We start from the raw sequence: 24,960 nt of genomic DNA, 5'->3' as shown, positions 1-24,960 counted from the left end.
TAAAGGCGCCCCTCGCGGAGCGCTCTTTATTTAATTGGTTAACATTTGCGAATCTTGGCCTGCCCCTCTATCCACTACTCCTACCTGGAAGTTCTATAATTTGCTCACGGCGAATCGACAGAGCCCTGGCTTCGTTGTCGTGCGCCCGACAACGAAGCCAAAAGGACAGTTCCAGTAGCTACAATTGCCGCCTTTCGAAATTTCTTCATCTTCCGTTTCTCCATTCTCAACAATGCTGACACCAACCCTTGACAACTTAGCTCATTGGTACTACTATCAAGTTATTAATACCTGGTACTAATACTTAATACTAAATATAAAAAAATGAAAAACGGAGGGAATCAACATGAGCACGCATTTGGATAGGGCCGTATTGAATTCCAGAGCCCATATTACAGCGATCGGAAGTTATGTACCCGAACAAGTCATTACGAATTCCGATCTGGAAAAAATGGTCGATACCAACCACGAGTGGATTGTTAGGCGAACCGGAATCGAGCAGCGTCATCAAACGAATCCCGATCAGACGACAAGCCATCTGGCCATTGCCGCCGTTCATGATATGTTAGCCCGATTCCCCTCCGTCGATGCAACTACAATCGATGCGATCATAATAGCGACCTCGACCCCGGATATGCCTTTCCCTTCCGTCGCCTCGCAAGTTCAACAGGCCATCGGGGCAACGAAATGCCTTGCCTTCGACCTAAGCGCCGCATGCGCCGGTTTCGTTTCGGCGCTTCATGCAGCGAATGGATTCATTTTGTCGGGAGTATATCGCAAAGTACTGGTGATCGGAGCGGAAAATTTAACGAAAATAACCGATTATACCGATCGTTCGACTTGTATCCTGTTCGGCGATGGAGCAGGCGCCGTATTAGTCGAAGCCACGGACGTCGGGGCTTTCCTTGCCTCAAATGCCAATACGGATGGTACTGGCGGCATGCAGGTTTACTGCAACGCGGACAACAAGATCGTCCAAAACGGGAGAGAAGTGTACAAATGGGCACTATCCACCGTTCCGGACGGAGTAAGGGATCTTCTTGGCAAAGCTGGATTAACGCTTGAGGAACTTGATTGGTTTATCCCGCATAGCGCTAACCTCAGGATGATTGAAGCCATTTGCGAAAGACTGGAACTGCCTTCAGAGAAAGCTTTGCAAAGCGTTATCCGTAATGGCAATACTTCGGCAGCATCCATTCCTCTGGCCTTAGATGCCGCCTACTCTGAAGGCAAGCTTGTCTCGGGGCAAATATTGGCTTTATACGGTTTCGGATCCGGGCTGACCCAGTCGGGGTTGCTTCTCCGTTGGACGCTATAACTTCAGATCTTGGATACAAAAAGCGCCCTTTCTCTCTCTTGCACGAGAGAACGGGCGCCTTTCTACTGAAAATAAAGCTATTGAATTCGATGGACTTGAACATACTCGTCAACCGTATTGCGAATTTCAATCGGAACGGCGGACGTCTTCGTAACTCCGTTGCTGTAATTAACAGTAAACACGAACACGTACGGACCGTTAGGCAAATCTTCGAAGGAGATGTTCGTATCCCCTTGAAGCAGCATCGCTGTCCATAACTCCGATCGCGGCGCCGTTTCCATTAAGCTCTTCTGCAACTCAATCGAAGCCATAGCATGAACGGATAACGCATGCGTCTCGGAAGTGCCCGTATCCGTTACCGTTGCTTCCAGCACGAAAGCTTCTCCCGCCCAAAAAACATTTTCCGCACGGGTTTTCTTAGGATTCTTGGAGTTCCAATTCAATCGGTTCTCCTCCCACTGCGGCGTATGCTTTACCCTGCCATTCAAGATTAGCTCTCCGACTACAATGGGTTTAGTCATCGTTGCCGATTCTCCGCTGGGATCCTTGGCCGTTAGCGTGACGTTATAGATACCGGGACGATTCGCCGTATCCGGTAGGGTCGGATGGATATCGGTACTCGTGCGCATATAACCATTAGGCCCCGTAATGTCCCAACGATAAGCGAGGATATCTCCATCTGGATCCGTAGACTGATTGATTAATGAAATGAGATCTCCTTCCCACAATGGCTTAGGCGACCAATCGAAGTCCGCAATCGGCGGGGAATTGATCATAAACCACGTCCTCGGCGACCAATTCGACCACTCAATACCGTCGTTTACGCGTACTCTAATTTGCATCTTTTTCCCCGTCGGAAGGTCAGTTGTCATCGTCCAGGTTGCCGTAGTCGCAGACGTGTTCTGATTCAACTCACCTGAATCCGCGATGAAATTACTGTTGTATTCATTGATGATCTGGATTTGATATTTCTTGAACACCGTACCCGGATCCGCGTCCGTTTGCACCCATCTGAAGACAGGCCTTTTCGAAGAGAATACCGTCGGGTTATCCTTTGTCCCATTTGGAATCTGCATAATGGCTTCGGGAGGCACGTTTAAGATCCGTATGTCCTGCTTATAGATGTTACTCCACATCGAGACTCCGACTGGAGGCTCGTCCCTAACTTGAAGCGATAGCGTGTACGTTCCAATCGCAAGTTTACCTTTAGCCGTAGCTCCAGATTTAAGTTGGTTCGCCGTTGGAGGTGTTGCCCCAGCATAGATCTGCACGCCATCTTTAGTCGCATCCCATTTGCGTTCAACGATGGGATCATTGTTAGGATCGTAGGACAGGTCCGTAATCGTTAAGTTATCCGCTTGGGATATTCGCGCCGGTTCAGCCGTAAATAATGCGACTGGTGGCAGATTTCCGGTTGAACCGATGATCTGCACGTTCTCATCCGACCAAGCGCCTTCCACATCCTTAACCTTGAGCGATACGACATATTGTTCGTTCTCGCCCAATATCGTCGGAGGCAACCCCAGTGTCCAGCCCGCATCTTTGATGTTTTTCCAGCGCCACACTTTCTGAGCAATGCCTTTGCCCGTCGCGGTTTGATGATCTAGGTCGTAGGAATATTCCCGGATGGCCACATGATATTGATTGCTGATTAGATTCGCACTGGCCGTGAACAAGGCAAACGGCGCACGGTGGACATAGAAAGTCAGCGTATCCCCCGGCCCCTCGCTCCATTTCCTATACGAGAAATAATTCGGATTCGTCGTCGGATTGTCCTGAGCTTGATATTGAACCTCGTACTTTCCTACCTTCGGCGGTGTAATGATTGCTCCCGGTATAAAGCCTCCGTTGTTATCTATCGATCCTTGATTGTTCTCGAAGACGGATGGATCATGGTCGAAACGCCATCTGGCATCCCGTTCCGGATCACCTTCCGGATCGAGGTAACTCGTCATATAATCCAGTGATTCCCCGAGTAGAAGATAATGGTCAAGTACTGCATCCTGGTTAACACGTGTTATTAGATCGTTCGTGAAATTGGTTAAGGCTGCATCTGGATCACTATTGTCGTAGTACTTGCCTTTTCCATTATTCAGGGCGATAAGCGCATTAGTTTGCGCCTCATTTGCCGTAGAGCCAAGCAGATTGTAGGAAACGTCATTTACAAGCAGTTCTTTCAGCATGCTGCTTTGTGTTTGCGGTGAACTCATGTCCGCACGATTCTTATTGGTAATGTCCACAAAAAACTTATTCGTCGGATCTCGCCATGTCAAACTTTTCAAATTTTTGTCCGATGGCGGCATATTGACAACATCAGTTGTCGGTAACAGATTTAGAGGTGCGTAGCCAATATCGGAATCAGTACTTGTGTTAAATACAAACTCTTTGCTATTTTTATCGGGATCATAAACGTACATTTTATTGTTCATTCGGTAGTACAATTTTTCATCATATGTCATGCCTGCAATCTGAGAATAACTAGGGTCGATCTGTTCCTCTGCTCGTGTTGTCAGGTCTAACCGCATTAACCCTGAGTCGGATGCAGTTCGAGTATCCCACGAAAAAGGCTTCCAGCTCGCATTGTAGTACATATAAGGTTTGGATCTGCTACTTGTTACATTTAATACGGTACCACTATAAGTGTCGTTGAATTTACCATATACTCCACCCGATCCGTAAAGGTATCCATCCGTACCAAATATTCCATTTGGATAATTGTCAGAGTCACCAAGAAAAGTCCCTGTCGGAGAGAAATTTGCATGCGTCTTATACCAGATTGATCCGGAATCCGCATATTGAACGGATACATTTCCATTAAAATTTGCTTGCAGGTTAGAGTAGCCATAGAGACCATTTCCGTTAGCATTGCTTTGATGAATTTGTTTCGTTATTCTTGTCACTGGGTCATACATGAAAACACCTACTTGCATATACCCACTATGCCCGACAACCCACATACTCGTGTAGAATACGTTGCCTAGCTTATTTATCGCAAAGGAAGAAATATAGTGTTCTGGAGGCGTGTAAAACTTAGTATTCGTTCCGGTCGCAACATCGTATTTTTGTAGTGTCCCCGTTGCGTCTAAGTAAATAATTGTATCGTCAGGCATGACGACCCCAGAAGCATGTCTCTGATCAATCTCTTTCGTTATTCCGGTATCCGGATTATAGATGTATGGTTTGATTGTGTAATATTCATTATTTTTAATCGTGTAGTAATAGAACAACTTCGACGCAGCTGGTCTGGCATCGCCGTAGGTTATCTTTGCATCAATCCCGTTTGCTGCCAGCTCAGGCAAGACAAGCGTATTTACTTTCGTCTTTAACTCATCGAGAGAGGCGTAATTACTTTCGCCAAGATTAAAATTGATATCAACGAATTTCTTCCTGAGTATTCCAAAAGAAGTACTCGGCGCATAATTATCTACATTAACCTTAACCTCGGATACACCGCTACGGTAGTCGGCAGGTGTGATGAATTGCGGAATCGTCGGTTCTCCGAACGTCTCCGTCGCGCTAATCTTGAAGCAGTAATTGCCAACTTGCGATGCAAAATACGCATATCTCTTACCTGCCGTGCTGGATAGAGTCGTATAAGCATCATTCGCACATGTCCCATCGTTGTTCGCATCGAAGGCAACCGCGACCGTTCGTGCGTTAATATAGTCTCCGTCTCCGGAATACGAGAAGTCTTCTAGTTCTATGAGTGCTTTGTTCTCGTAATAGCTTTGACGATAAACAGGTGTAATGCTGCTAGACTCCATAATAGGAGGTAAATCGGGTTTGATCGTAATGACTCTTTCTGCGGTATCCGATCCCCATTGATTCCATACCGTCAGTTTTACTCGGTAAGTACCTTCTTGCTTCAATAACACATCTTTACTGACATCATTTACCGATCCGACAAATTTAACGTCTGCCTGCGTTCCTCCGCTAACCGCAGTGATATCCCATTCGTATTTGTTGATAGGATACCCTGGCGGTTCATAGCTCTTCGATCCATTAATAACCACCTTTCTATTTTGCTTCAGCGTTCCATCCACTTTTATAAACGCTTTTGGTAGAGGTGCTTTCACCACCACCGTATGATAAGTATCTCGCGATGCCGCCCCCTTGTTATCTATAACGGTTAACCCGAAAGTGTAAGTTCCCGGATAACTGCAAACGAATTTCTGCAATTCCCTTTTATCTTCTGAATTCCCGCATCCACTGGGTCTGCCCCATTTGTAATCGATAATTGTTCCATCCGGATCATAAGAGCTTGAGCCATCCAATGTAAATTGTGACCCGGCATCCACCTCGGTCGGCCCTCCAATGACCGCTACGGGCGGAATGTTCGGATCAGGTTCCTTGGGCGGTGGAGGCGTCGCTTCTTTGTATACATATGTAGCTGCCTCTGCTGGTGCTTGTAGGCTCGTCTTTCCTGCGACAGCTTTTTTAAATACGGCAACAGCGGTAACGGTATAGACTTGCGTGTAATTGGAGCCGGTCAATTTTGACTTAGGAATCGTAAAGTTAAAGCTTGTTTTCTGAGAAAGTACATTACCAGAGATCGTTTTGCTTTGGAGAGTGGCATTCGTGGTGTCATCTTTTTCTTTCGCATAAAACTTCCACTCCTGGACGTTACTGGCGTTATCGTAATTATACAGCTCACCGGTAACATCAAGCTTTACTCGGACATCGGAGTTATTATATTTGACGGAGTTGGGAGTCGTCTTTGCTGTGGCTCTAATTGCTGGATCATCGTTATTGGGTTCTATGATGACTGTTACAGTCTTAAATACATCAATCTCTTGCTTTTCTTTGAATACATTTTCAATAAATGCTTTTCCTTTAAGTTTAATCGACACGACTAAATCTGTGTTACTTTCAGGATGATCCGATCTCTTAACAGGATACTTCTGATCATTTAATGTGACTGTTCCTTTTCGTGCAACCGAAGCATCAGTATTTCCTGAACTAGCACGTAAGGTAAGTATATCTGTTAGATACGCGGCATTAGCAACGTTGGCACTTGCAACTACCTTATAAGGGATTTCTAAACTGTCAACACCTCTTGTCATTCTATAGGTGTCTTCAGGTGTTTCTATTACACCTTTAACAATAGTGTCTCCCACCATCTCGGGAGTAACAAAGGACGCATACCAAACCTTTTTATTAGCCCCATAATGCTCAATATAGACGCTCCCTTTCGTTCGCCACTTTGAACCACTCTGCACTTTAGTGTATTGATCGTACGAACCGCCCATCTTACTAGCAATAAAATTTACGTTGTAATTTGTACTTTCCGCACCATTTCCTGTTAGCGTTGCTGTTCGCATAAACGTACGTTGAGAAGGTTCTAGTTCTCTCCACGATTTATCTGCTCCTGATAGTTTTAAATATTCTATCCAACTTTCTGGAGCACCATTGATGGGTGAATCTTTAGGAAAACACGAATTTGTATAGAAATTATTATTAATATCGTAGCCAAGATACCTATGTTGTTGTCCAGGCTTATCTGAACAAATACTACTATCTGAAAGTTCTCCCCACGGCTTTCCATACACAATTAGACCATATTTTTTGTAGGTCTGATATTCTGCAGGGAGTAACCCGCTATTACTTGTGCGTTCCCCTCTATTAGATAGCCATTCGATGAATTCTATTTGATCATCGGGATATGCCTGAACAATTGAGGCGGGGAGAATCCCCGCCAGAATCGCAACAATAATCAGGAGTATGAACTGTTTTTTCATTCGGATCACCATTTGCCCGAGAATTCAAAGTTTAGAATTGCATTACTTCCGTCGTCGGCAAAGTCCACTTGTGTTTTTCCGAATTGCTTTGACTCATGTACTCCTTTGTAGGTTGCCTGGCCTTGAGTTCTTTTTTTCAAATAATGAGCTACTACATAATCGCCGATTGGAACCCCTTCCGTTTCACCGAAAATCGCAATGAGGGAAGAACGTAATTTGTGCTCATAGAACGGAACCGACCAAACTCCAGGTGTTGCATCTTCCCATAAGTCTCTTAGCTCCAAAGAAATTGAAACCTTATCCGAGAACTTTGCATAATTCCAATCCTCACGCATATTGTACGGCTTTTCTTCCTCAAAGCTAAACTTAAAGTAATGTCCACCTCTTTGGGCAAAAGCAGCGTTTCGAGCAAATGTTAGAAATACACTTCCTCCGAAAGTATCATCTGCTTCATTATACAATGCATTCACAAAGTGATTTTCATCAAGTAATACTTTCGTGACACTAAATATCTGTTCATTGATTTTCGGATTAAGTGTATTTTTCAACGTGTAATTCGTATCCTCACCATTTCGACCAAAGCGAAATAAAAGCTTATTCTTATCCGGTTTAGCCGAGTACATGTTCATCATGTCCTCAATCTTCGGATAATCAAAAACCTCGTCCCCCGGAAGCACATACTTAAACGCTGGAATAGACTCAACCTCTTCCTTGCTATCAATCGTAATAACCTTCCGATCACCATCCCACTCGAAGTAAACTCCAAGAGCAATAGCTGCGTAACGAACTGGAATGAATAGGCGTCCGCCATTCATTTCCGCTTTCGTGTCCATTGTTACGCTCGTTCCGTTGACCTTCATAATAGGGCTGCCAAGCATAATTGTGGCTTCGGTGCCATTCCGTTTCAAGGTAGCCGTCTGAGTCTTGTTGTTCCACTTCACGTCCTTACTGGCCATACCGATCGCGCTTGAGAAGAACCGAATAGAAACCATTGTCCGCTTATCCTTATTAACATATGGCTCTGGTTCACCTTTTGGAGTTTGAAATGCCTTTCCATCAATAACAAACTTAACGTCTGGTTTAGAAGATGTCGCCGCACCTGCATGTCCAACCGTAAGCAATACCATTACCATAACAAGGATAAATACTGTACCCTTTTTCATCATTCTTCCCCCTAGCTCATTTAGAATTTGATAGATTCAAAACACTTTTTGGGCCTTCGTGCCTCACATCCAGCAATACTGCCGCATTCAAGGTACTTTTTTGGCCTTCGCACCTCACATCCAGCAATACCACCGCATTCAAGGTACTTTTTTGGCCTTCGTAACTCACGTCCGACAATACTGCCGCATTCAAGGTACTTTTTTGGCCTTCGCCACCTCACATCCGACAATACTGCCGCATTCAAGGTACTTTTTTGGCCTTCGCCACCTCACGTCCGACAATACCACCGCATTCAAGGTACTTTTTTGGCCTTCGTGCCTCACATCCGACAATACTGCCGCATTCAAGGTACTTTTTTGGCCTTCGTGCCTCACATCCAGCAATACTGCCGCATTCAAGACACTTTTTTAGCCTTCATACCTCCCACCCGGCAATGTTTGCCGCATTCAAGGTACTTTTTTGGCCTTCGTAACTCACGTCCGACAATACTGCCGCATTCAAGGCCCTTTTTTGGCCTTCGCACCTCACATCCAGCAATACCACCGCATTCAAGGCACTTTTTTGGCCTTCGTACCTCACGTCCGACAATACCGCCGCATTCAAGGTACTTTTTTGGCCTTCGCACCCACATCCAGCAATACCACCGCATTCAAGGTACTTTTTTTGCCTTCGCCACCTCACGTCCGACAATACTGCCGCATTCAAGGTACTTTTTTGGCCTTCGTACCTCACGTCCGACAATACTGCCGCATTCAAGGTACTTTTTGAGCCTTCGCGCGCCCCACGACCGGCAATGCCTGCCACACATCGGTTAAATGAATAGAATGCGGAGTATCAGGATTGTCTGACGCGCTAAAGTTAATAAAAAGGCATAAAAAAGAGAAAGCACGGCCGACATCGGTTAAACGTCTGCGGGTGCTTCCTCGCGTTATTTATGCTGTTATCCTGTTTTTGGATAATTCATTATATGAACAATAGATAATATTCGTCAACCAGAAACTGTCGAAAATGCAATTTATGTGTCAATTCTTCCCGTCACGGTGTCGGAGGAGAAAAACGAAGTTGCATCTGTTTGCGAAATAAGTCGACGGTGGCGGCAATCGCTTTGAACATGAGGGCGGTACGTATTTCGAACATAAAAGCGCAATATTGTGTGATATGACGAGATGACTCTTTGTGCCTATCAGAATGATTCTCTGACTTGGAGAGATATGGTTTCGTCCATCAAGGTTTCTAGAAAATCGGTTGTCCTCCCATCCGTCATCAGGATAGAGCTGCGAATATAGGTGTTCAATGGATTTCTAGTAAACCAATAACATTTTATTTTGAACAAGCATACATTGCAAAGGAATGCTTCCCTCCAGGGATGTTGCGCAGCGATCGGAAGCTTCATCCAGATTTGAGGAGGTGATACTATGAGTTCTGTAAAAGAAACGGCGGATACCAAAAAACAGGCCAAGAAAGACATCCAGAAAGCAGAGAAGGAAGCCGAGAAAGCGGCCAAGAAGGCCGAGGAGGCAGCCAAGAAGGTCGAAAAAGCTGTCCGGAAAGCCTCCAAGGAGGCCGAGAAGGGGAGCAAGAAAGCCGAAAGTTAATCGGCCTAACCGATGACGCTCCCCTGTCTTTCAATTTAATTACAAGATGACTTTTGGCTTTACCAAAAGTCATCTATTTTAGCGTCTCAGGCCTGACCTATTTCCGATTACGATTTAACGTTGGGCGCGGTCAGTATATCGAAAAAATTGTAAGTCTACGCTTGCTTCGTCGATGCATTTATAGAGATGTTCTTCCCAACGCTGCCAAGCGCTAGCTTCCCTAACAATTTTTATTAAATAATTCGTTCAAATTCGTAAGTAAAGGATTGCCTTTTAAGTCCAGGCTTTTCCCATATTTCAGCCCGTGACATGTATTGAAAAGCACCACGCTATCATCCGGTCTGATCCATCCTTCCTCACAAAGCTTCAGAAGCCCCGCCAATGTAGCGGCTCCCTCCGGAGAGGAGGAAACACCTCTATAACCCAGATTACGCTGGGCTTCGTCAATTTCAACTTGTCTGACAGCTACAGCCGTTCCACCAGATTCTTTCAGGATACGTACAAGCAGATCAAGATCCGGTGGCCATGGAACACGCATACCTGTAGCGGCCGGAGCATCCAGAACGGGTACAGGTTTGCCCATGGCGGAGACAAGAGGAGAACACCCTGCATCCTGGACACTTACCATTCGCGGCATTGGATCGGATATCATTCCCAATTGCTTCAGTTCATGAAATGCTTTCCACATACCGATAAGCCCTGAACCGCCACCCGTTGGATAAATAATGACACTGGGTAGCTTCCAGCCCCATTGCTCGGCCAGCTCGAACCCCATTGTTTTTTTACCTTCGACTCTACCGGGCTCCTTCAATGTTGCAACAGATGACCACCCACGCAATTGTTTCCCAACCTCTACCCACTGGCTTGCATCCTGAATTAATCCTTGTACGCGAAAGGTACGTGCGCCATAGGACAAGCACTCATGCACGATCAACGGAGGGCAATCTTCAGGCAAGAATACGAAAGCTTCGATGCCAGCACAACCAGCATAGGCGGCCAAGGCACTCGCTGCATTACCGTTTGAAGAAATAGCCGCACACTGTACCCCGCGTTCCTTAAGCAGGGAAACGGCAACTGACATCCCCCTCGCCTTAAAACTCCCGGTCGGATTCAATTCCTCTCTTTTGATCCATACATGACTGATAGGCAGTCCAATTTCCTGAATGTTGATGCGAGTTAGAGGAGTCCAGCCTTCGCCAAGAGTGACGATTCCTTCGGGTGAGGAAACGGGCAAGAGTTCTTTATAACGCCACATAGAGGCTGAGCGGCTTTGAATGGCCTGCTTCGTCATTGTTTTTGCAGCAAGCTCCATATCGTATTGCACGAGAAGGGTACCTCCGCAGATACATGTAACTTGATCATATGAAAAGGCTTGATGCTTGCCGCATATGGTACAAGCCATACCTATACGTGTCATGGAATACCTCCTATGCATAAGGTCGGTCTGTAGTCCTGCAGCTTATCGCTGATTTTCGTTACGTACTTGTTTCCAACGGTGGAGAATCATGTTCGGATTAAAATATTCGAGTAAATAGATACCTGGCTGAGAGCCAAAGTCAATCGAGTATTTTTTATAAGGTATCCTGCTTTTAGTAGGAGAAAAACGAAGCTGCATCGGCTTGTAAAATAAGTCGACGGTTTCTGTATCGTTACTCCATCCCGAATCGACCACCTTGCGAGAGGTTTGCAGTCCGAAAGTACTGATGGTCTTCCCGATTCCTTCTTGTTTGGCGACAATCGTTTCAAACATAAGAGGCGGTAAGTATTCCGAACATACAAGAGCAATATTGTGAGATATAACGAACTGACTCTTGGAGCCTATCAGAATGGATTCTCTCACATAGTAAGGAGCGTCTATAGCTTCGCCAAGATGAGCAGTTTGTTCTTCATTTAATCGTTCCTGCCGGATTACTTGAAGAGACACGGTTTCGTCCATCAAGGTTTCAAGAATATCGGTTGTCCTCCCGTCAGTTATCAGCAATATATTGAATAGCAGCTTGTGCAAGAAGTCGAACCCTGAGTCGATGTCCGTGATTTCCTTTCTCGTCATTCGATCCCCTCCATAAAAACAAATCCGTATGCTTGGATTATGATATGTTTGGAAACTATCGGACAACAACAACATATACCTATAGGTTAGAAAAGATAGATTTTCGCCTTCAATTTAAGCCTCAAGATAAGCCGTATAAAGACCCGCTTGGTACGGATTCGCAAACCTAGGGGTTTCCGTTTTCCGATTCAAGGGGCCTGGTGCCTGACCAATATCCGATTACGATTTAACGTCGGGTACGCTCAGCATGTCATAGAATTGAAGAGCCATATCTCTATCAGGTGAGTTGCGAAATGCCATTGCGGAACGAGGATGCTCATCGAGCAATCCTGTGATCATATACGGAATAAGGTAACCCCATTCTTCTATGTCGCGAAGAGGAATCATATATTTCTCAATCATATCCAGGATGGGGCGAAGACTGTAATTTGAATTCTTCAAGAGTCCAACCAACAATTCCGTCGGACAGTTGCCTGCAGCACGGCCCATGCCATATACGGAAGAATCCAGCAGCTCAACACCGTGGTCCGCAGCTGCCAGCGTGTTGGCAAAGGCTAGCTGCAAGTTGTTGTGCATATGTGCACCTAGACGCTTACCCGGAAGGTGCTTCTGAAACATCTTCACCAAATACTGGATGTCCTTCGGCACTAAACTGCCGTAAGAATCCACGATATATACAACGTCTACGACGCTGTGCGAGATCATCTTGAACGCTTCGATTAGCTGGTTCTCTTTGACATTGGAAAGCGCCATTATGTTAAGTGTCGATTCGTAGCCGCGCTCATGGAACAATTGCACCAATTCAAGCGCTTCATCGACATCCTTGATATAGCAGGCGACACGGATCAGATCAAGCAAGCTTTTCTCGCGCGGAAGAATATCGTTTACGTCAACCCGACCGATATCAACCAATGCCGATAGCTTGGTGGTCTGTTTCTCTTCGATCACATCTTGCAGAAACTCATCCTTCAGGAAGCGCCAAGGACCGGAAGATTCGGAGCCTTTGAGCAGCTTGGGCGAGTTTTTGTAGCCGATCTCCATATAATCTACACCGGCTGCGTTTAAGCATTTATAGAGGTGCTGAACGAAATCGACGCTGAAATCCCAATTGTTGACAAGACCGCCGTCGCGTATCGTGCAGTCAACGATTTTGTGATTCTTTCCGGCATTCATGGAAATAGGCTCCCTTCTGACGGAATTATTTAGCATGCTGCAAAAAACTCAGAATTTAGATCAATGAACTGTTCGTCCGATGAAGAGGATAGGCTTCGCCGGTGTGGATTTCTGTCTTGCTCCGCTACTCTTGCTTTTGCCGCGGACAATGATCTTCTTATTGCTAGGCTTCGCCGGTATGAATGTCTGTCTTGTCCGGCTGCTCTTGCCTCGGACAATGATCTTCTTATTGCTAGTCTTTTTGATAGGCTTCAACGGTATGGATTTCTGTCTTGTCCGGCTGCTCTTGCCGCGGACAATGGTCTTCTTGTTGCTAGGCTTCGCCACGGATTTCTTCAAATCTCGGACTACACGCCTGACAATAGGTTTTGGTCTTCGCTTGACACTCCCTCTCACCGCTTCTTTTCTCCGACTCCGACTCCGCCTCCGCCTCCTCACATACTCACCGGACACGGAACTTTTCTTGCTTCTATTCGGCCTATACGGCAGAGGGGCAATAATTGAAGTTCGCTTGGCCGCATTTCTCTTAACTTCCTTATCGTGTCTCGATTCGATTGAGGTTTCGCCTTTCGAAGGTTCTATAGCTTTCCTCAATCGAGTAAGCAAGGACGACGCTGCATGACGAAAAACGAATTGAACCAGCTCCGGAGCGATGGCATGAATCGGTGATTTATCCGCGTCCTTAAGCTGTATTTTGTTTAGTTCATGCTGGATAAATTCCCGCCAGCTTATCTCTTCTTCATCCATTAATGACTCCGTAATCGGAGCAGTTTGTGATCCGGCAAGCGTACCTTCTTCGACATTCGCAACCTCATCGGAAGCGTTCGGCGGCCGGTCGAGTACAAGGTCGGTCCTTGGCTCGCTGTCAGGATCATCCGGCCGTATTTTGTTTAGTTCGAGCTGAATGAATTGCCTCCATATCATTTCTTCCTCATCCAACGATTCGATACGAATATCGTTCACAAGTGTACCTCCCCGCCGTTTAGGTATTTCCCTTGTACATGTTATTACAGAGCATACTTCTTTGAAACAAACAGAAGCGGAACTTCTGTCCGAATCGGTATATTGTGTCACAACCTATATAAGACGTTCATCAAATTATGCGGTTATAGATACATCTTTAGCAGTTCATTACAGTTGCCCAACACTTCAAATGCCTGTTCACCATACAATGAGAAATACGCTATCGAATTTTGGGAGGTGAAGCAGTTTGGAACTAGTTTCGCAAAATGATAGGCATTCCGACTGTGAACCTTAAGGGAGAGATGAAAATGAAGAAGAAAGAAACGAGCAAAACTGAAACGTTATTGTTCGTTTTTGGTATATCCTTTGCAGTGTTTATTTTGTTGTTTGTTATTATCGCAACGGTTATAACGATCGTAAAAGCATATAGAAAAGGCGGATCGCTGCTTTCACTGTTGCAATCAACGCCGGATAAAGCGACTGACGCGAAAAATCCCCCTTCATCCGAAGTGTGGCCGGTTGAACCGAACAATCTTAACGATAAAGGCGTGCCAACAAACTCAGATACCCCTCTAGCAGCAAAGCACGTGCCTAAAGAGAGCTAACCGCACGATCTTGGAAAAACATAAGGCAAAGGAAGGTGCTTCTGTATGGCAAATAAATCGTCAATGCAGGAAAATGAGGGATCGAAACAGATCCTGAACGAGTCGAATCAGGCCGTGTTCGAGCGGCGGTTAGCCGAGGCGATCGATCTGCATAATGAGGGTCTTGGCGGGGACACGAAAGCTGTTTGGAAAGCCGACAGCAAGCTCGAGAAATTGTGTAAGGATTTTCCTGACCAGCCGATTGCAGCTGCATTTCACGGCAGCATTATGACGTTGATCGCACGCGATGAATCAAGTCCGATAACACGTTTTCAATGGGCGAGCCGTGGACTGAAGCTCCTTGACGAGTCGGTAGCCTCCGCACCGTCGGACATCAGGATTAGAATGCTGCGCGGCAGCATCGCTTATCGGCTGCCGGAGCAGTTTTTCCACCGGACAGAAACGGCGATCGAAGATTATCTCTTCCTCATCGATGGGGAACTTCGCAACCCTGGCAGCATTTCCAGAGATACGTATGAGAAGCTGATCTATGAGCTTGGTGAGGCATACCACCGCATTGACCGGCTGCAAGAGGCCAAGATCTGCTGGAGCAGGCTGTTAAAGCAAACGACGGATCCGAAGTACCACGATCTTATCCGTCAGAAGATGTGAACGGCAGATCCCCCTACAACGAGAGGAGGTGAAGCGCATGCTGAATTTTAAGAAAGAGTTTTCCAAATTTAAGGTTCATCTAGTACTTGAGTTCGCAGCCTTATCCGAAAAATTCGCAGATGCAGTTAAAGAGAGTGCTTATCATTCCAGTGAAAAAATAATAGAGGCGGTAGATGAATTTATTGAACCGTCTTCCATTCTTGCCGAGAAATTGTCAACTGCCGTAATAAAGGGGGAGCGTGAGCAAGTGTTGAGGGCTGTAGAGGGATTGGTTCAACCCTCCTCCAAATTGGTTCATATATTCGCCGATGCCGTTAAAGACGGAGCAAAAAAGGTCGGTGATAAAATGATGATTGCGCTGGAGGAATCCGCGATATCGACTCCGATCGACGCGAAGAAATTGGAGGAAGCGGTTAAAGGGGGAACGAATTATGCAAATGAAAAAATGAAGACGGCGGTAGATGATTTCGTTCACCTGATGAAGACATTTAAAGCTCCCAAATAATTCATGCACAGAAGAAATAAAAGGCCCTAGACCGGTCATCGGCTTAGGGTCTTTGCTCATTATATTTAATGCCCGCCGTCTAATTGCTCCAGTAATTCTTTTGCTTGTTCATGCTTGGGCTCACGAGCTAATGCTTCCTTTAATGCATACTTTGCCTTTTGTGGATTCTCCAACTTGATATAACACTCACCGAGCGACACCCATAGATCAGCTTCATCCATCCCTTGTTCAATACAATATTGAAATTCCTTCGCAGCCGCAGCTGGGTCCCCTCCAAGTGTATCGGGCGTGTTTAACAATCTTGCCCCGTTGATTCTTCTTGCAAAAGGAAGCTTCGAATCGATTCGAAGAGCCGCTTTAATCTCGTTTTCCAGAAACGGAAGCAGTCTCATTTTCTCCAATATGATCCCCGCTTCAATTAATCGGCCATAAGCCGCAGCGAGCCAAGCATGCGCATCCGCGCTGTTGGCATCTAATGCCACTGCTTTCTCAAACAATGTCCGGGCTGCATGAAAATCGCGGTCCGCCATTTTTCGGCGCCCTTGGTCAAGCAAATCGCGCAGCAGATCGATGGAAGCCGTCTTAACACTGGGTTGGAGTTTCTGGATATAAACCGGCTTCTTCGAAGGGGCATTCTGAACAAGCTCAGCGCGGTTCAGCAGCACGCCGTCATCGGCGAACTCTACGGTGACAGGCACGCCCAACTGCTTAGACAAATGGGCCGTAACATCCTTTTTGGTCCACTCCGAAGATCGATGCGAATCCAGAATGAAGTGAAGTCCGTCCTCCTGCTCGATGACCTTCCAAGCGTCAGGCACGGGAGATAATGTGTATACGGCAAATTGAATATCGCTGCTGTCTAATACCAACGCTCCGAATCGCATCCGTTCCTTTAACCGGCCGAAATGGACCAGACTGCCTCCGCTGTGGCCGCATATACATTGGCAGGGTTCGATGGTAATGATGTCCTCGTTGAAATATCGCAGCAACGGAGACGCTTGATGAGTCAGCGTCGTTAATACTGCGAATCCTCTATCCCCTTGGGCCGCAGGTACGGAACCATCTTCATTCAACACTTCAATTATGAAATCTTGTTCCAGGACATGCAGGACACCCTGATCGCACATGGTAGCGATATTGCTGGTTTCAGTGGAACCGTATAGGTTATAAACGGGAACGCCCCATAACCGCTCGATATGTTTCCGACGAGGCTCGCTCAACAATTCTCCGGCAGCACAAATAGCTCGAAAATGAGGGAAATCCGATTTTATATCCAATCCAAGCAGCCTTGCTGTCTCGGCCAACAGCTCCATCTCCCGAGGAAGCCCAGCCATAACGGTGACGCCAAGGCGCTTGATCAATTCCAGCACCCGGGGGTAAGGCGTGACCGTTGTGCGGCTGCTTGCCGGAACGGTAGTTGAGCCGGCTTGCCTTGAAGCATGCTGCATCAGGAACGCGGGAAGCGACATCGCATAAGGAAACCGAATGAGTACAATGTCATTAGGGGTTAATCGTACTCCGCATTCTCCCATCTGCTTTCCGCCGGTTTCCAAGTCTTCCTTGGTAAACCAAGCAGCGGAGGGTTCTCCAGTCGTTCCGAACGATTCGTGGTATTGAGCCGTTTCCTTTATGTCGACAGCTAGGTGGCCGAAGGAACCGGCATTTCGAAGCTCCTCTTTCGAAGTTAACGGCAGCGACATGATCTGATCCAATCGGATATTTCTTATGTCGTACGCTGCCAATTTTTCTTTATACAGAGGTGATTTCGAGATACGCATCAGCAAATTTTGAAATTTTCGCTCCTGCTCCATATGGGTCTCAGACATTCAAGATAACTCTCCCCTCGTTATACGATTAACGTGTGTCAACCGTTTACGTTTGGCCGCACCAATCTTCGAGCCAACTCAAGGCGGTCGGCCTTACCCGCGGCATTCAGTGGAATTTCATTAACGAACCAAACCTCAGCAGGAACTTTATAACGAGCGAGACGGCTTTCACAGAACGCAAGGATTTCAAGCCTTTTCTTCATTTCCGCTTCGGCATCCATTGGTTCTCGTAAGCGGATAAAAGCGATCGGTTCCTGTATTCGTTCGAGATGATAGATGCCTATGACAACGGCATCCTCGACACCGCTAGCTTCCCGTAGCACGTTCTCCACTTCTCCGGGGAAGATCCGAAATCCGCTGCGCTTGATCATATCGTGCTTCCGGCCGCACAAATACAAATAACCTTGCTCGTCGAGGAAACCTATATCCCCGGTCCTAATAAAATCGTCTACACAAGCCTCGCTTGTCGCGTCCGGATCGTCATAATACGCCCTCATCCGGTAGCGCGTCTTGACCCATACTTCTCCAATCTCTTCGGCGGGCAGATCCCTATTATTCTCGTCCACAATCCTAACAGTGATGAAAAAGACGGGCCGCCCACACGAACCGTCCTTGCTGGCCCATTCGTTGTCATTGATCATCGCAATCGCACCTAACTCGCTGGTACCGTATAAATCGGTAACCTGCAAGTGCATGGGCAGCTCTTTAATTCTCAATTTCATTGCGCTCGTCAGCGGCTCGCCGATTGTCATGATATGCTTCACCGACGAAGGAAACTTGGCTCCGATCCGTTCCAGATCATCCAACCATCTCATGAGGTCGCTCGGACCCAGATTAATAAAAAAAATGTTATACCGTTCAATCAGTTTCATCCAAATTGCTATGGATTGCCTGGCTACTACGATTGTATTGCCTTCTTGAAGGATGTTGCACGCTGTCGTCATACTGCCCCGGAAAGAGAGCGGTTTTATCAACATATGAAGGCGCGGTTCCATCATGTGACTGCTTATAGGCAATCTTAAATTAAAGACGGATTTGGCGACAATAATTCCTTTCGGAGTTCCGGTCGTTCCCGAGGTGAAGAACACCATGTCGGTACCGCGCTTGGTCAAGGGCGCTTCGGTATTCGGGTATGCGGTGATATCAACCTCATCTACACACCATATCGTGAAAGGAACCTCCTTATGGAGTGCCAAGTCCCTCATGAATTCACCAGTTGTAATCAACAGTCGAGCTCTCGTGGCAGCCGCCAAATCGATAACTTCATTGGCCATATAATAGGTAACATTAGAATTCATGAAATACGGCACGACATCCGCTCGTATCGTTGCAACCAACACTTCGATAAACTCGACACGGTTGGGAAGCATCAGCAGAATCCCTTCACCTGGGCTAACGCCGGCCGCCTGCAAAGCGCCAACCCAACGGTTGGCGCGCTCATTCAGAACTCCATACGAAAGGGTTGCATGTTCGTCTATAACTGCGGCTCGTTCCGGATCCTTTGCAGCCCATCGGGCTACCGAGGTTGAAACTTCATCCATAACGGACCTCCTCTTACTTAAATCGGCAGCATGAAGTTCCCAAACTTGGCCAGGGAGCCGACAGGGAAAACTCGGCTCGTCATTGCATATAAATGCGGGTGGCTTTGCCGAAAGTACGGGGCAAAGCGCGTTTAATTTCAACGTCACAATCGATTCCCAGGCGATCCAACATATGCTTGCGAACTTTAGCCGCCAATTGCTCATCGGTTAATGCCGTGCGAAACGGCTCGGCTTCGATCTTCAAGCGGTCGTTATTCACAATGAAGTGATACCATAAGCTCACTTCCGGAATTTCCATCAGAAAATGTTCTAATAAAAACGGCGAGTATTCATTGCCGTCCAAGGTCAGCATATTTTCCATTCTGCCTCGAAGATGCAATACATCCATCGTAATCCCACAGCTGCACTGAGATTTTTGCAAATAACCGATGTCACCGCTCCGATAACGCACCATCGGCATTCCTTCGCGCAGCAGCGTCGTTACGACGATTTCGCCGGTATCATTATAACCAAGCGGGGCTTCTGTCTGGGGATCTATGATTTCCACTTTCACATGACCGTCCATGAGGTGATAACCTTTATGCTCCTTGCACTCGACAGCTATAACGCCGCACTCTGTCGATCCGTAGAAGAACGATACTTCGCACCCCCACCATTTTTCCAACCGTTGGCGAAAGGTGTTGGAGCATCCTTCACCGGTAAGCACTATTCTCCGCAGACAAATATCCCGGCCAAGCTCGATGCCGAACCGCCCGCTTTCTTCCGCCAACAGCGCCGCATATGAAGGCGTAGTGACAAGCACGGTCGCTTGATATTCCTTCATGAGCTCCAGCGATTTGTCGATCGGCGCCATGTATCCGCCTTTACCAAGCGATAGAATCGCGGTTCCGAAAGCGAATTGAAACAATCGTTGGAAACCGAGACCGGGAAGCGCAAATTCGTACGGAAGCGCAATCGCAGCGATATCGCTGTCCGACTCCGGAAACAACTCCAAATATTTAGGCAATAAATCGTAAACATACTGGTCAGCGAGCGTGTAAGACGTATAAATCGGCTTGCCGGATGTTCCGCTTGTGAGATGAACCTGGCCGATCTCCTTAGGATCGACGCACAGCAGCTTCGATTTGTCTCCGCGAATGACGTCTTTCTTCAACAGCGGAACGGAAGCCAATTGCCCGAGATTGTCAATCGACGGCTGTTTAAATCCGGCTTCTTCAAGTGCCGCTCGATAAAATGCATTATTGTTCCAGATATGCTCGAGCGTCACGTTAATTGCCTTCAGTTGATATTCATCGCGTTTCTCGCGGGAAAGTTTTTCGATTGTTATTCCTGCTTCATCCAGTTGATTGTAGAACGCTCTTAATTGCATCAAATGCGAAGTATGCTCGTCGATCGACACCGTCATCTTATGAGACTGGGCTCTCATGCATACCCTCCTCTTCATACTAATGCCTTTCCGTTAATAATAAGGAATCCAATAATCGTCCACAATCGCCAAACACCCATACGCGCTATTTCAGATCTGATGTCAATCTGGAGTCAGGGATCTGATAACCATTCGGCAGAGCTTCCTTGATCCGTCTCCATACCTGATCGTCGACCATCACATGCTGATGGTTGGACGGTATAGTGAACAGACTCCTATAGTAATCAGATGACTTAGGGAACAGAATATCGACAGATTCGGGATTTGGGAGCATATAATCGGGAGGAAGATTGCTGGAAATCCTGGTCCAAAGTTGAAAGTTAATATATGGAGTATCCAGTATATTGGGTTCTCGAAGGACTTTTGGAATGGCTTGTGGAATAGCTTGTGGAATGGTTTCTGATACGAGTTCTTGAATGGATTCTTGAACTACATGGACAGGCACCGATTTGTTTTGATCCTCAGTGGTATGCTTTTTCGGTTTAAACTTCTTTTTCAAGTAACTTGCAACTCTTTGTAATGCAGCTTTTAATCGGGCAGCTTTTATGAGCTTATCAAACATCGGAACGACGGCTCCTCACCGTAATGGCATTTTGATAGACATCCAGAATTCGCTCCACCGAGCTATCCATCGACCAATGATTCATAGCCCATTGTTTGGCTTCGTCACCGAGTTTTTTTCGGAGAGAGTCCTTTTCCAACAGTTGGAGCAAACGATTCATCAGCTTTTCCGAATCTCTTGCAGGCGTTAATAAACCGGTAACTCTATGTTTTACCATTTCCGGCACCCCCCCTACTTCGCTTGCGATGATAGCTTTTCCGGCGAGTTGGGCTTCAATAATAGACATAGGCTGATTATCGTGAAGGCTTGGAAGGACGAAGATATCGGTTTGTGACAGAAGAGCGGGAACATCGTCCCGTCTACCCATAAAAACGACTTCATTTGTAAGCCCCTGCACCTTGCTTTGGAGGCGTAGCTCCGTCATCAGTTTTCCGTCTCCGACAATCCAGCACACCCAATCCTTACGTTTATCCTTGAGCAGCTTGAGTGCGTCCAGCAAATACTGTATGCCTTTCAGCTCAACCAGCCTCCCCGCATAGAGGATCACTTTCTTATTGGGGGGACGGACCGCCTTGGATTTTAATTTCGTTTTTTTCATAAACGATTCAATATCATATCCATAATGAATGACTTGCAATTTATCGCCGGGAACCTTGAATTCATCGGTCAATATATTTTTCATCCATTCATTTGCCAGAATCGTATATTCCGCCGATGTTGCGCCGATATATTCCTGACGATCGAAATATTCCCGAGCCATCTGAGAAGTATTGGATTTGTGTATGGTCTTTAGCTGAAGTCTGATATCATGGGCAACGCATCCGTGGAGAGAGGCGACTAGGGCTGGCTTGCTTGGTCTGATCCGGTTGATGCATGCGGTGGAAATGACGTCCTGCGTATGAATGATGTCATAGGAATCCAATCCCAAATAGGCGACAGCGAGCTCAAAAGCATAACGGCGGAATTCGGTATATTTGACGAGACTATTTTTATGAATCATGGGGTAATCTTTCTCATTTAAAATCGTTTGAAGCAGGGGAAGCAGCTTATTGGTTTGAATCTGCTGATTGGTATTCACAAAGTGCACAAAGCTGACGGCCTCGTCCCCATATCCAAGTAAATCTACCTCGTGTCCCAATGATTCCAGCTTTGTTTTTAATTGCTCCATATAAGTCCACACGCCGCCTAAATGCGGAATATGCCAATATGTCGCAAGCAATATTTTCATTGACTCCCCTCCTTTGCTAATATAAATCCGCCATCCAACAGCATTTGTTTGATTTCGGCTTTCGTCATGAGAGACTTCTTATCGCCGTGCAATTCCGCTTGTGCGGGAGGAAATGCAGTATAAGCTTGCTTTATTGCCGGAATCTCGGTTGTCGGAAGAACAACGAAGTACTTGTTGTTCAACACGACTGAATTGCGGCGTTCATATTGGGAGAGCAGAACCTCATTCAGCTTTTCTCCTGGTCTGCTTCCAATTTCAACGATTTCCGCATCCTCAGCGCCATAGGCTTCGATTAAAACTTCCGCCAAGTCCAGAATACGGCATGCCGACAGCATCGGGATGAATATTTCTCCGCCCTTCCCTTCTCTTGCGGCCGTCAATACGAGCTCGGATGCCGACTGTGCGGACATAAAGAATCGGACCATCTTCTTGTCGGTAATGCCGATCCGGCTTCTCGCGTTCAATTGATCAATAAACAGATTAAGTACGCTGCCGTTCGAGCCAAGAATATTACCGCCTCTTACATTAATGAACGTCGTCTTCACCTGGGAGCGATTCGCGTAGACGACCAGCTTTTCACCGATCGCTTTCGTCATGCCATAGAAATTGACAGGGTCCGCTGCCTTATCGGTTGAAATGTTGACCACTTTTTTGACACCGTTCTCGATAGCGGCATCAATCACATTTTGCGTTCCGATTATATTCGTTTTCAACGCTTCGGACGGCTGTTCTTCACAAATGGGTACGTGCTTTAAAGCGGCTAAATGAAAAATGTAATCCACTCCGCGGCATGCTTCGACCATCGCTTCGCGATCCCGAACGTCACCGATGCAAAAGCTTATTCTAGGATCATCCATTTCTCTTTTCATTTTTACCTGACTGGTCTCGTTGCGCGAAAAGATGATAATTCTTTGCGGATTTTGACTTAATAATTGCCTTACCAATTCCTGTCCCCATGAACCGGTTCCCCCGGTCACGAAGATGACTGACCCTTCGAACATTTCTTTTCACCCCACATGGTTATTTTCTGAGCTGAATCCCTTCGAATATTCTCCTCCACAGATGATCGTTATCGGTCCATTTGTTGATGGAAGGAAGCTGAACGGCACAGACTTTGTCCAGAGGCCAATTGTCTTCAACCAGCCCGCCAACATCCGTATGATTCACGACAAGCACCCGAAAATCGTGCCTTACCAATCCGCGCAAGACAGTTTGAAGAGCCTCGACATCCTCGTAATCCCCTTCCGTCCGGACAAAAAGGATGCGCCGACAAGTATCGGCTTTCTCCAGAAAACGACGGATACGGCGGTCGAACTTCTTCTTAACCTCCGCATAACTGCCCAAATGAGTCAATGTATTTGGTCCCACCATGAAATCGTGACTGGACACGATATGGTAGGCATCGTCTGATACGGCGATGTTGGTATCCCCCGCATAACCGATAACACGTAAATTCGAAAATTCCATAAACTCGTAAAACCGGTACTTCAACAGCCGGTTGACTGAAGACAGCATGGGCGAACCCATCCAATCCAGAACGCCGGCAAACGGTCTGAGGTTGTTTTGTCTCAATTGAATGGAGGCAAGACAAAGATCGCCGATACTGAAAATGGCATCATACTTTCCTTTGAGCTCTTGAAGCTTCATAGACTACTTCTCCTTTTTAGCGATATCTTACTTTTTCCAATAAGCGTAGGTATCCGTTAATCCGTCCCGCAGATCTATGAGAGGCTGCCAATGCAACAACAGGGAAGCTTTTCTATTGTCTAGGCAGCTGTGTGCGATGTCGCCTCTTCTTGCCGGTGTATGGATAACATCGAGATCCGCTCCATGAATACGAGACAGTATGGATACCAGATGGTTGATTGAAGTCTTGGTCGACGAGCTAACTTGCGCGGTTTCTTGGTCCCCCCGTTCAATAGCAGCAAGCATAGCCCCTACGACATCCTTCACGTAAATAAAATCCCGGGTTTGTTCGCCGTCGCCATGAATGCTAAGGGATTTGCATGCATGAATCCGATCGAGAAAAACAGCTATCACGCCTCCTTCCCCTTTCGGCGTTTGTCCAGGCCCATAGACGTTGCTGAAACGAAGGATGGTATATGGAATGTCGTATAGCTGATAGAATAAGCGGATATAGGACTCTCCTGACCACTTTGATAGGCCGTAATAGGAAATGGGCGCGACCGGGTCCTTCTCCGATATGCGTTCGCTTTGCACATTTCCATATACCGCGGAAGTGGAGACGAAGATTAGCTTCCCGCACCCAGTCTTGCGGAGGGCTTCAAGAAGGTTGATCGTACCGCAAACATTAACATCCGCATCGTATTTCGGATCGAGAAGCGACTTCTGAACATCCGTTTGGGCAGCTAAGTGAAAGACAACATCCGGCTTCTCACGAACAATAAGCTCTTTGGCCTCGTTACTTCGAATATCCATTCGCTTAAATGCGGCAGACGGATGAATCCTGCGCTGCTCTCCGGATACCAAATTGTCCATAACCGATACTTGAATACCTAGGTGCACAAGAGCTTCTACGAGATGGGAGCCTATGAAACCAGCTCCTCCGGTTACAATGGCCTTCATATTCACTCTCCTTTAAGTTCTGTATCATA

At 46.6% G+C, this 24,960-nt stretch carries 19 protein-coding genes and 1 pseudogene; 5 read left to right on the top strand and 15 right to left on the bottom strand.

The window, feature by feature from the left end; genetic code table 11:
* The first annotated feature begins 346 nt into the window (after positions 1-346).
* Positions 347-1,318, top strand: a complete 972-nt coding sequence (locus tag L3D05_RS20870; protein ID WP_239618268.1) for a ketoacyl-ACP synthase III — start codon at positions 347-349, stop codon at positions 1,316-1,318.
* 77 nt (positions 1,319-1,395) lie between these two features.
* On the opposite strand, the gene L3D05_RS20865 is transcribed toward L3D05_RS20870, so the two are convergent.
* The 3 genes and pseudogenes from L3D05_RS20865 to L3D05_RS20860 form a co-directional block, all read right to left on the bottom strand.
* Entirely contained in the window at positions 1,396-6,168 is a 4,773-nt protein-coding gene (locus L3D05_RS20865; protein ID WP_239618267.1) for a PKD domain-containing protein, read from the bottom strand.
* Positions 6,169-6,462: 294 nt separating this feature from the next.
* A pseudogene (locus L3D05_RS26795) lies at positions 6,463-7,056 on the bottom strand (hypothetical protein); the annotation flags it as partial.
* Positions 7,057-7,061: 5 nt separating this feature from the next.
* Positions 7,062-8,219, bottom strand: coding sequence for a copper amine oxidase N-terminal domain-containing protein (locus L3D05_RS20860; RefSeq protein WP_239618266.1), 1,158 nt, complete (start codon positions 8,217-8,219; stop codon positions 7,062-7,064).
* 1,416 nt (positions 8,220-9,635) lie between these two features.
* On the opposite strand from L3D05_RS20860, the gene L3D05_RS20855 reads away from it, so the two are divergent.
* A complete protein-coding gene (locus L3D05_RS20855) occupies positions 9,636-9,815 on the top strand; it encodes a hypothetical protein (RefSeq protein WP_239618265.1) in 180 nt (59 codons plus the stop codon).
* Between the two features lie 220 nt (positions 9,816-10,035).
* Here the strand turns inward: L3D05_RS20855 and L3D05_RS20850 are convergent, their stop codons facing one another.
* From L3D05_RS20850 to L3D05_RS20835, 4 genes are all read right to left on the bottom strand, one after another.
* Positions 10,036-11,232, bottom strand: a complete 1,197-nt coding sequence (locus L3D05_RS20850) for a threonine synthase (protein ID WP_239618264.1) — start codon at positions 11,230-11,232, stop codon at positions 10,036-10,038.
* 42 nt (positions 11,233-11,274) lie between these two features.
* Entirely contained in the window at positions 11,275-11,865 is a 591-nt protein-coding gene (locus L3D05_RS20845; protein ID WP_239618263.1) for a 4-hydroxybenzoate synthetase, read from the bottom strand.
* Between the two features lie 219 nt (positions 11,866-12,084).
* Positions 12,085-13,038 (bottom strand): aldolase catalytic domain-containing protein, encoded by a 954-nt coding sequence (locus tag L3D05_RS20840; protein ID WP_239618262.1) that lies wholly within the window; start codon positions 13,036-13,038, stop codon positions 12,085-12,087.
* A 60-nt stretch (positions 13,039-13,098) separates the two neighbouring features.
* A complete protein-coding gene (locus L3D05_RS20835) occupies positions 13,099-14,001 on the bottom strand; it encodes a hypothetical protein (RefSeq protein WP_239618261.1) in 903 nt (300 codons plus the stop codon).
* A gap of 308 nt (positions 14,002-14,309) precedes the next feature.
* Here L3D05_RS20835 and L3D05_RS20830 point away from each other — a divergent pair, with 308 nt between their 5' ends.
* Genes L3D05_RS20830 through L3D05_RS20820 form a run of 3 tightly spaced genes read left to right on the top strand, consistent with a single transcriptional unit; the run spans position 14,310 to position 15,762 of the window.
* Positions 14,310-14,606: a hypothetical protein gene (locus tag L3D05_RS20830; protein ID WP_239618260.1), complete on the top strand. Its 297-nt coding sequence runs from the start codon at positions 14,310-14,312 to the stop codon at positions 14,604-14,606.
* A 45-nt stretch (positions 14,607-14,651) separates the two neighbouring features.
* Positions 14,652-15,257, top strand: a complete 606-nt coding sequence (locus L3D05_RS20825; RefSeq protein WP_239618259.1) for a hypothetical protein — start codon at positions 14,652-14,654, stop codon at positions 15,255-15,257.
* Positions 15,258-15,294: 37 nt separating this feature from the next.
* Entirely contained in the window at positions 15,295-15,762 is a 468-nt protein-coding gene (locus L3D05_RS20820; RefSeq protein ID WP_239618258.1) for a hypothetical protein, read from the top strand.
* A gap of 65 nt (positions 15,763-15,827) precedes the next feature.
* Here the strand turns inward: L3D05_RS20820 and L3D05_RS20815 are convergent, their stop codons facing one another.
* From L3D05_RS20815 to L3D05_RS20780, 8 genes are all read right to left on the bottom strand, one after another.
* Positions 15,828-17,588: an AMP-binding protein gene (locus L3D05_RS20815; protein WP_239618257.1), complete on the bottom strand. Its 1,761-nt coding sequence runs from the start codon at positions 17,586-17,588 to the stop codon at positions 15,828-15,830.
* A gap of 38 nt (positions 17,589-17,626) precedes the next feature.
* Positions 17,627-19,129 (bottom strand): class I adenylate-forming enzyme family protein, encoded by a 1,503-nt coding sequence (locus L3D05_RS20810; RefSeq protein WP_239618256.1) that lies wholly within the window; start codon positions 19,127-19,129, stop codon positions 17,627-17,629.
* Positions 19,130-19,208: 79 nt separating this feature from the next.
* Positions 19,209-20,555 (bottom strand): phenylacetate--CoA ligase family protein, encoded by a 1,347-nt coding sequence (locus tag L3D05_RS20805; RefSeq protein ID WP_239618255.1) that lies wholly within the window; start codon positions 20,553-20,555, stop codon positions 19,209-19,211.
* A gap of 85 nt (positions 20,556-20,640) precedes the next feature.
* Complete coding sequence (locus L3D05_RS20800) at positions 20,641-21,117, bottom strand: hypothetical protein (protein WP_239618254.1); 477 nt, start codon at positions 21,115-21,117, stop codon at positions 20,641-20,643.
* Complete coding sequence (locus L3D05_RS20795) at positions 21,110-22,345, bottom strand: glycosyltransferase family 4 protein (RefSeq protein ID WP_239618253.1); 1,236 nt, start codon at positions 22,343-22,345, stop codon at positions 21,110-21,112. Before L3D05_RS20795 ends, L3D05_RS20800 begins: the two co-directional genes overlap by 8 nt.
* Positions 22,342-23,346 carry an SDR family NAD(P)-dependent oxidoreductase gene (locus tag L3D05_RS20790; RefSeq protein ID WP_239618252.1) on the bottom strand — a complete coding sequence of 335 codons (1,005 nt, stop codon included), beginning with the start codon at positions 23,344-23,346 and terminating at the stop codon, positions 22,342-22,344. Before L3D05_RS20790 ends, L3D05_RS20795 begins: the two co-directional genes overlap by 4 nt.
* A 19-nt stretch (positions 23,347-23,365) precedes the next feature.
* Positions 23,366-23,992, bottom strand: coding sequence for a DUF1796 family putative cysteine peptidase (locus tag L3D05_RS20785; RefSeq protein WP_239618251.1), 627 nt, complete (start codon positions 23,990-23,992; stop codon positions 23,366-23,368).
* Between the two features lie 27 nt (positions 23,993-24,019).
* Positions 24,020-24,931: an NAD-dependent epimerase/dehydratase family protein gene (locus L3D05_RS20780; RefSeq protein WP_239618250.1), complete on the bottom strand. Its 912-nt coding sequence runs from the start codon at positions 24,929-24,931 to the stop codon at positions 24,020-24,022.
* Positions 24,932-24,960: the final 29 nt, after the last annotated feature.

It is taken from the genome of Cohnella mopanensis (assembly GCF_022352055.1).
Lineage (GTDB): Bacteria > Bacillota > Bacilli > Paenibacillales > Paenibacillaceae > Cohnella > Cohnella mopanensis.
Note: the sequence above shows the minus strand (reverse complement) of the source record. Positions and strands in the feature narration are given on the sequence as shown.

Coding starts and splice junctions, on each gene's coding strand:
- L3D05_RS20870 (WP_239618268.1), top strand. CDS start 347: ATGAGCACGCATTTGGATAGGGCCGTATTGAATTCCAGAGCCCATATT.
- L3D05_RS20860 (WP_239618266.1), bottom strand. CDS start 8,219: ATGAAAAAGGGTACAGTATTTATCCTTGTTATGGTAATGGTATTGCTT.
- L3D05_RS20855 (WP_239618265.1), top strand. CDS start 9,636: ATGAGTTCTGTAAAAGAAACGGCGGATACCAAAAAACAGGCCAAGAAA.
- L3D05_RS20850 (WP_239618264.1), bottom strand. CDS start 11,232: ATGACACGTATAGGTATGGCTTGTACCATATGCGGCAAGCATCAAGCC.
- L3D05_RS20845 (WP_239618263.1), bottom strand. CDS start 11,865: ATGACGAGAAAGGAAATCACGGACATCGACTCAGGGTTCGACTTCTTG.
- L3D05_RS20840 (WP_239618262.1), bottom strand. CDS start 13,038: ATGAATGCCGGAAAGAATCACAAAATCGTTGACTGCACGATACGCGAC.
- L3D05_RS20830 (WP_239618260.1), top strand. CDS start 14,310: ATGAAGAAGAAAGAAACGAGCAAAACTGAAACGTTATTGTTCGTTTTT.
- L3D05_RS20825 (WP_239618259.1), top strand. CDS start 14,652: ATGGCAAATAAATCGTCAATGCAGGAAAATGAGGGATCGAAACAGATC.
- L3D05_RS20820 (WP_239618258.1), top strand. CDS start 15,295: ATGCTGAATTTTAAGAAAGAGTTTTCCAAATTTAAGGTTCATCTAGTA.
- L3D05_RS20815 (WP_239618257.1), bottom strand. CDS start 17,588: ATGTCTGAGACCCATATGGAGCAGGAGCGAAAATTTCAAAATTTGCTG.
- L3D05_RS20810 (WP_239618256.1), bottom strand. CDS start 19,129: ATGGATGAAGTTTCAACCTCGGTAGCCCGATGGGCTGCAAAGGATCCG.
- L3D05_RS20805 (WP_239618255.1), bottom strand. CDS start 20,555: ATGAGAGCCCAGTCTCATAAGATGACGGTGTCGATCGACGAGCATACT.
- L3D05_RS20800 (WP_239618254.1), bottom strand. CDS start 21,117: ATGTTTGATAAGCTCATAAAAGCTGCCCGATTAAAAGCTGCATTACAA.
- L3D05_RS20795 (WP_239618253.1), bottom strand. CDS start 22,345: ATGAAAATATTGCTTGCGACATATTGGCATATTCCGCATTTAGGCGGC.
- L3D05_RS20790 (WP_239618252.1), bottom strand. CDS start 23,346: ATGTTCGAAGGGTCAGTCATCTTCGTGACCGGGGGAACCGGTTCATGG.
- L3D05_RS20785 (WP_239618251.1), bottom strand. CDS start 23,992: ATGAAGCTTCAAGAGCTCAAAGGAAAGTATGATGCCATTTTCAGTATC.
- L3D05_RS20780 (WP_239618250.1), bottom strand. CDS start 24,931: ATGAAGGCCATTGTAACCGGAGGAGCTGGTTTCATAGGCTCCCATCTC.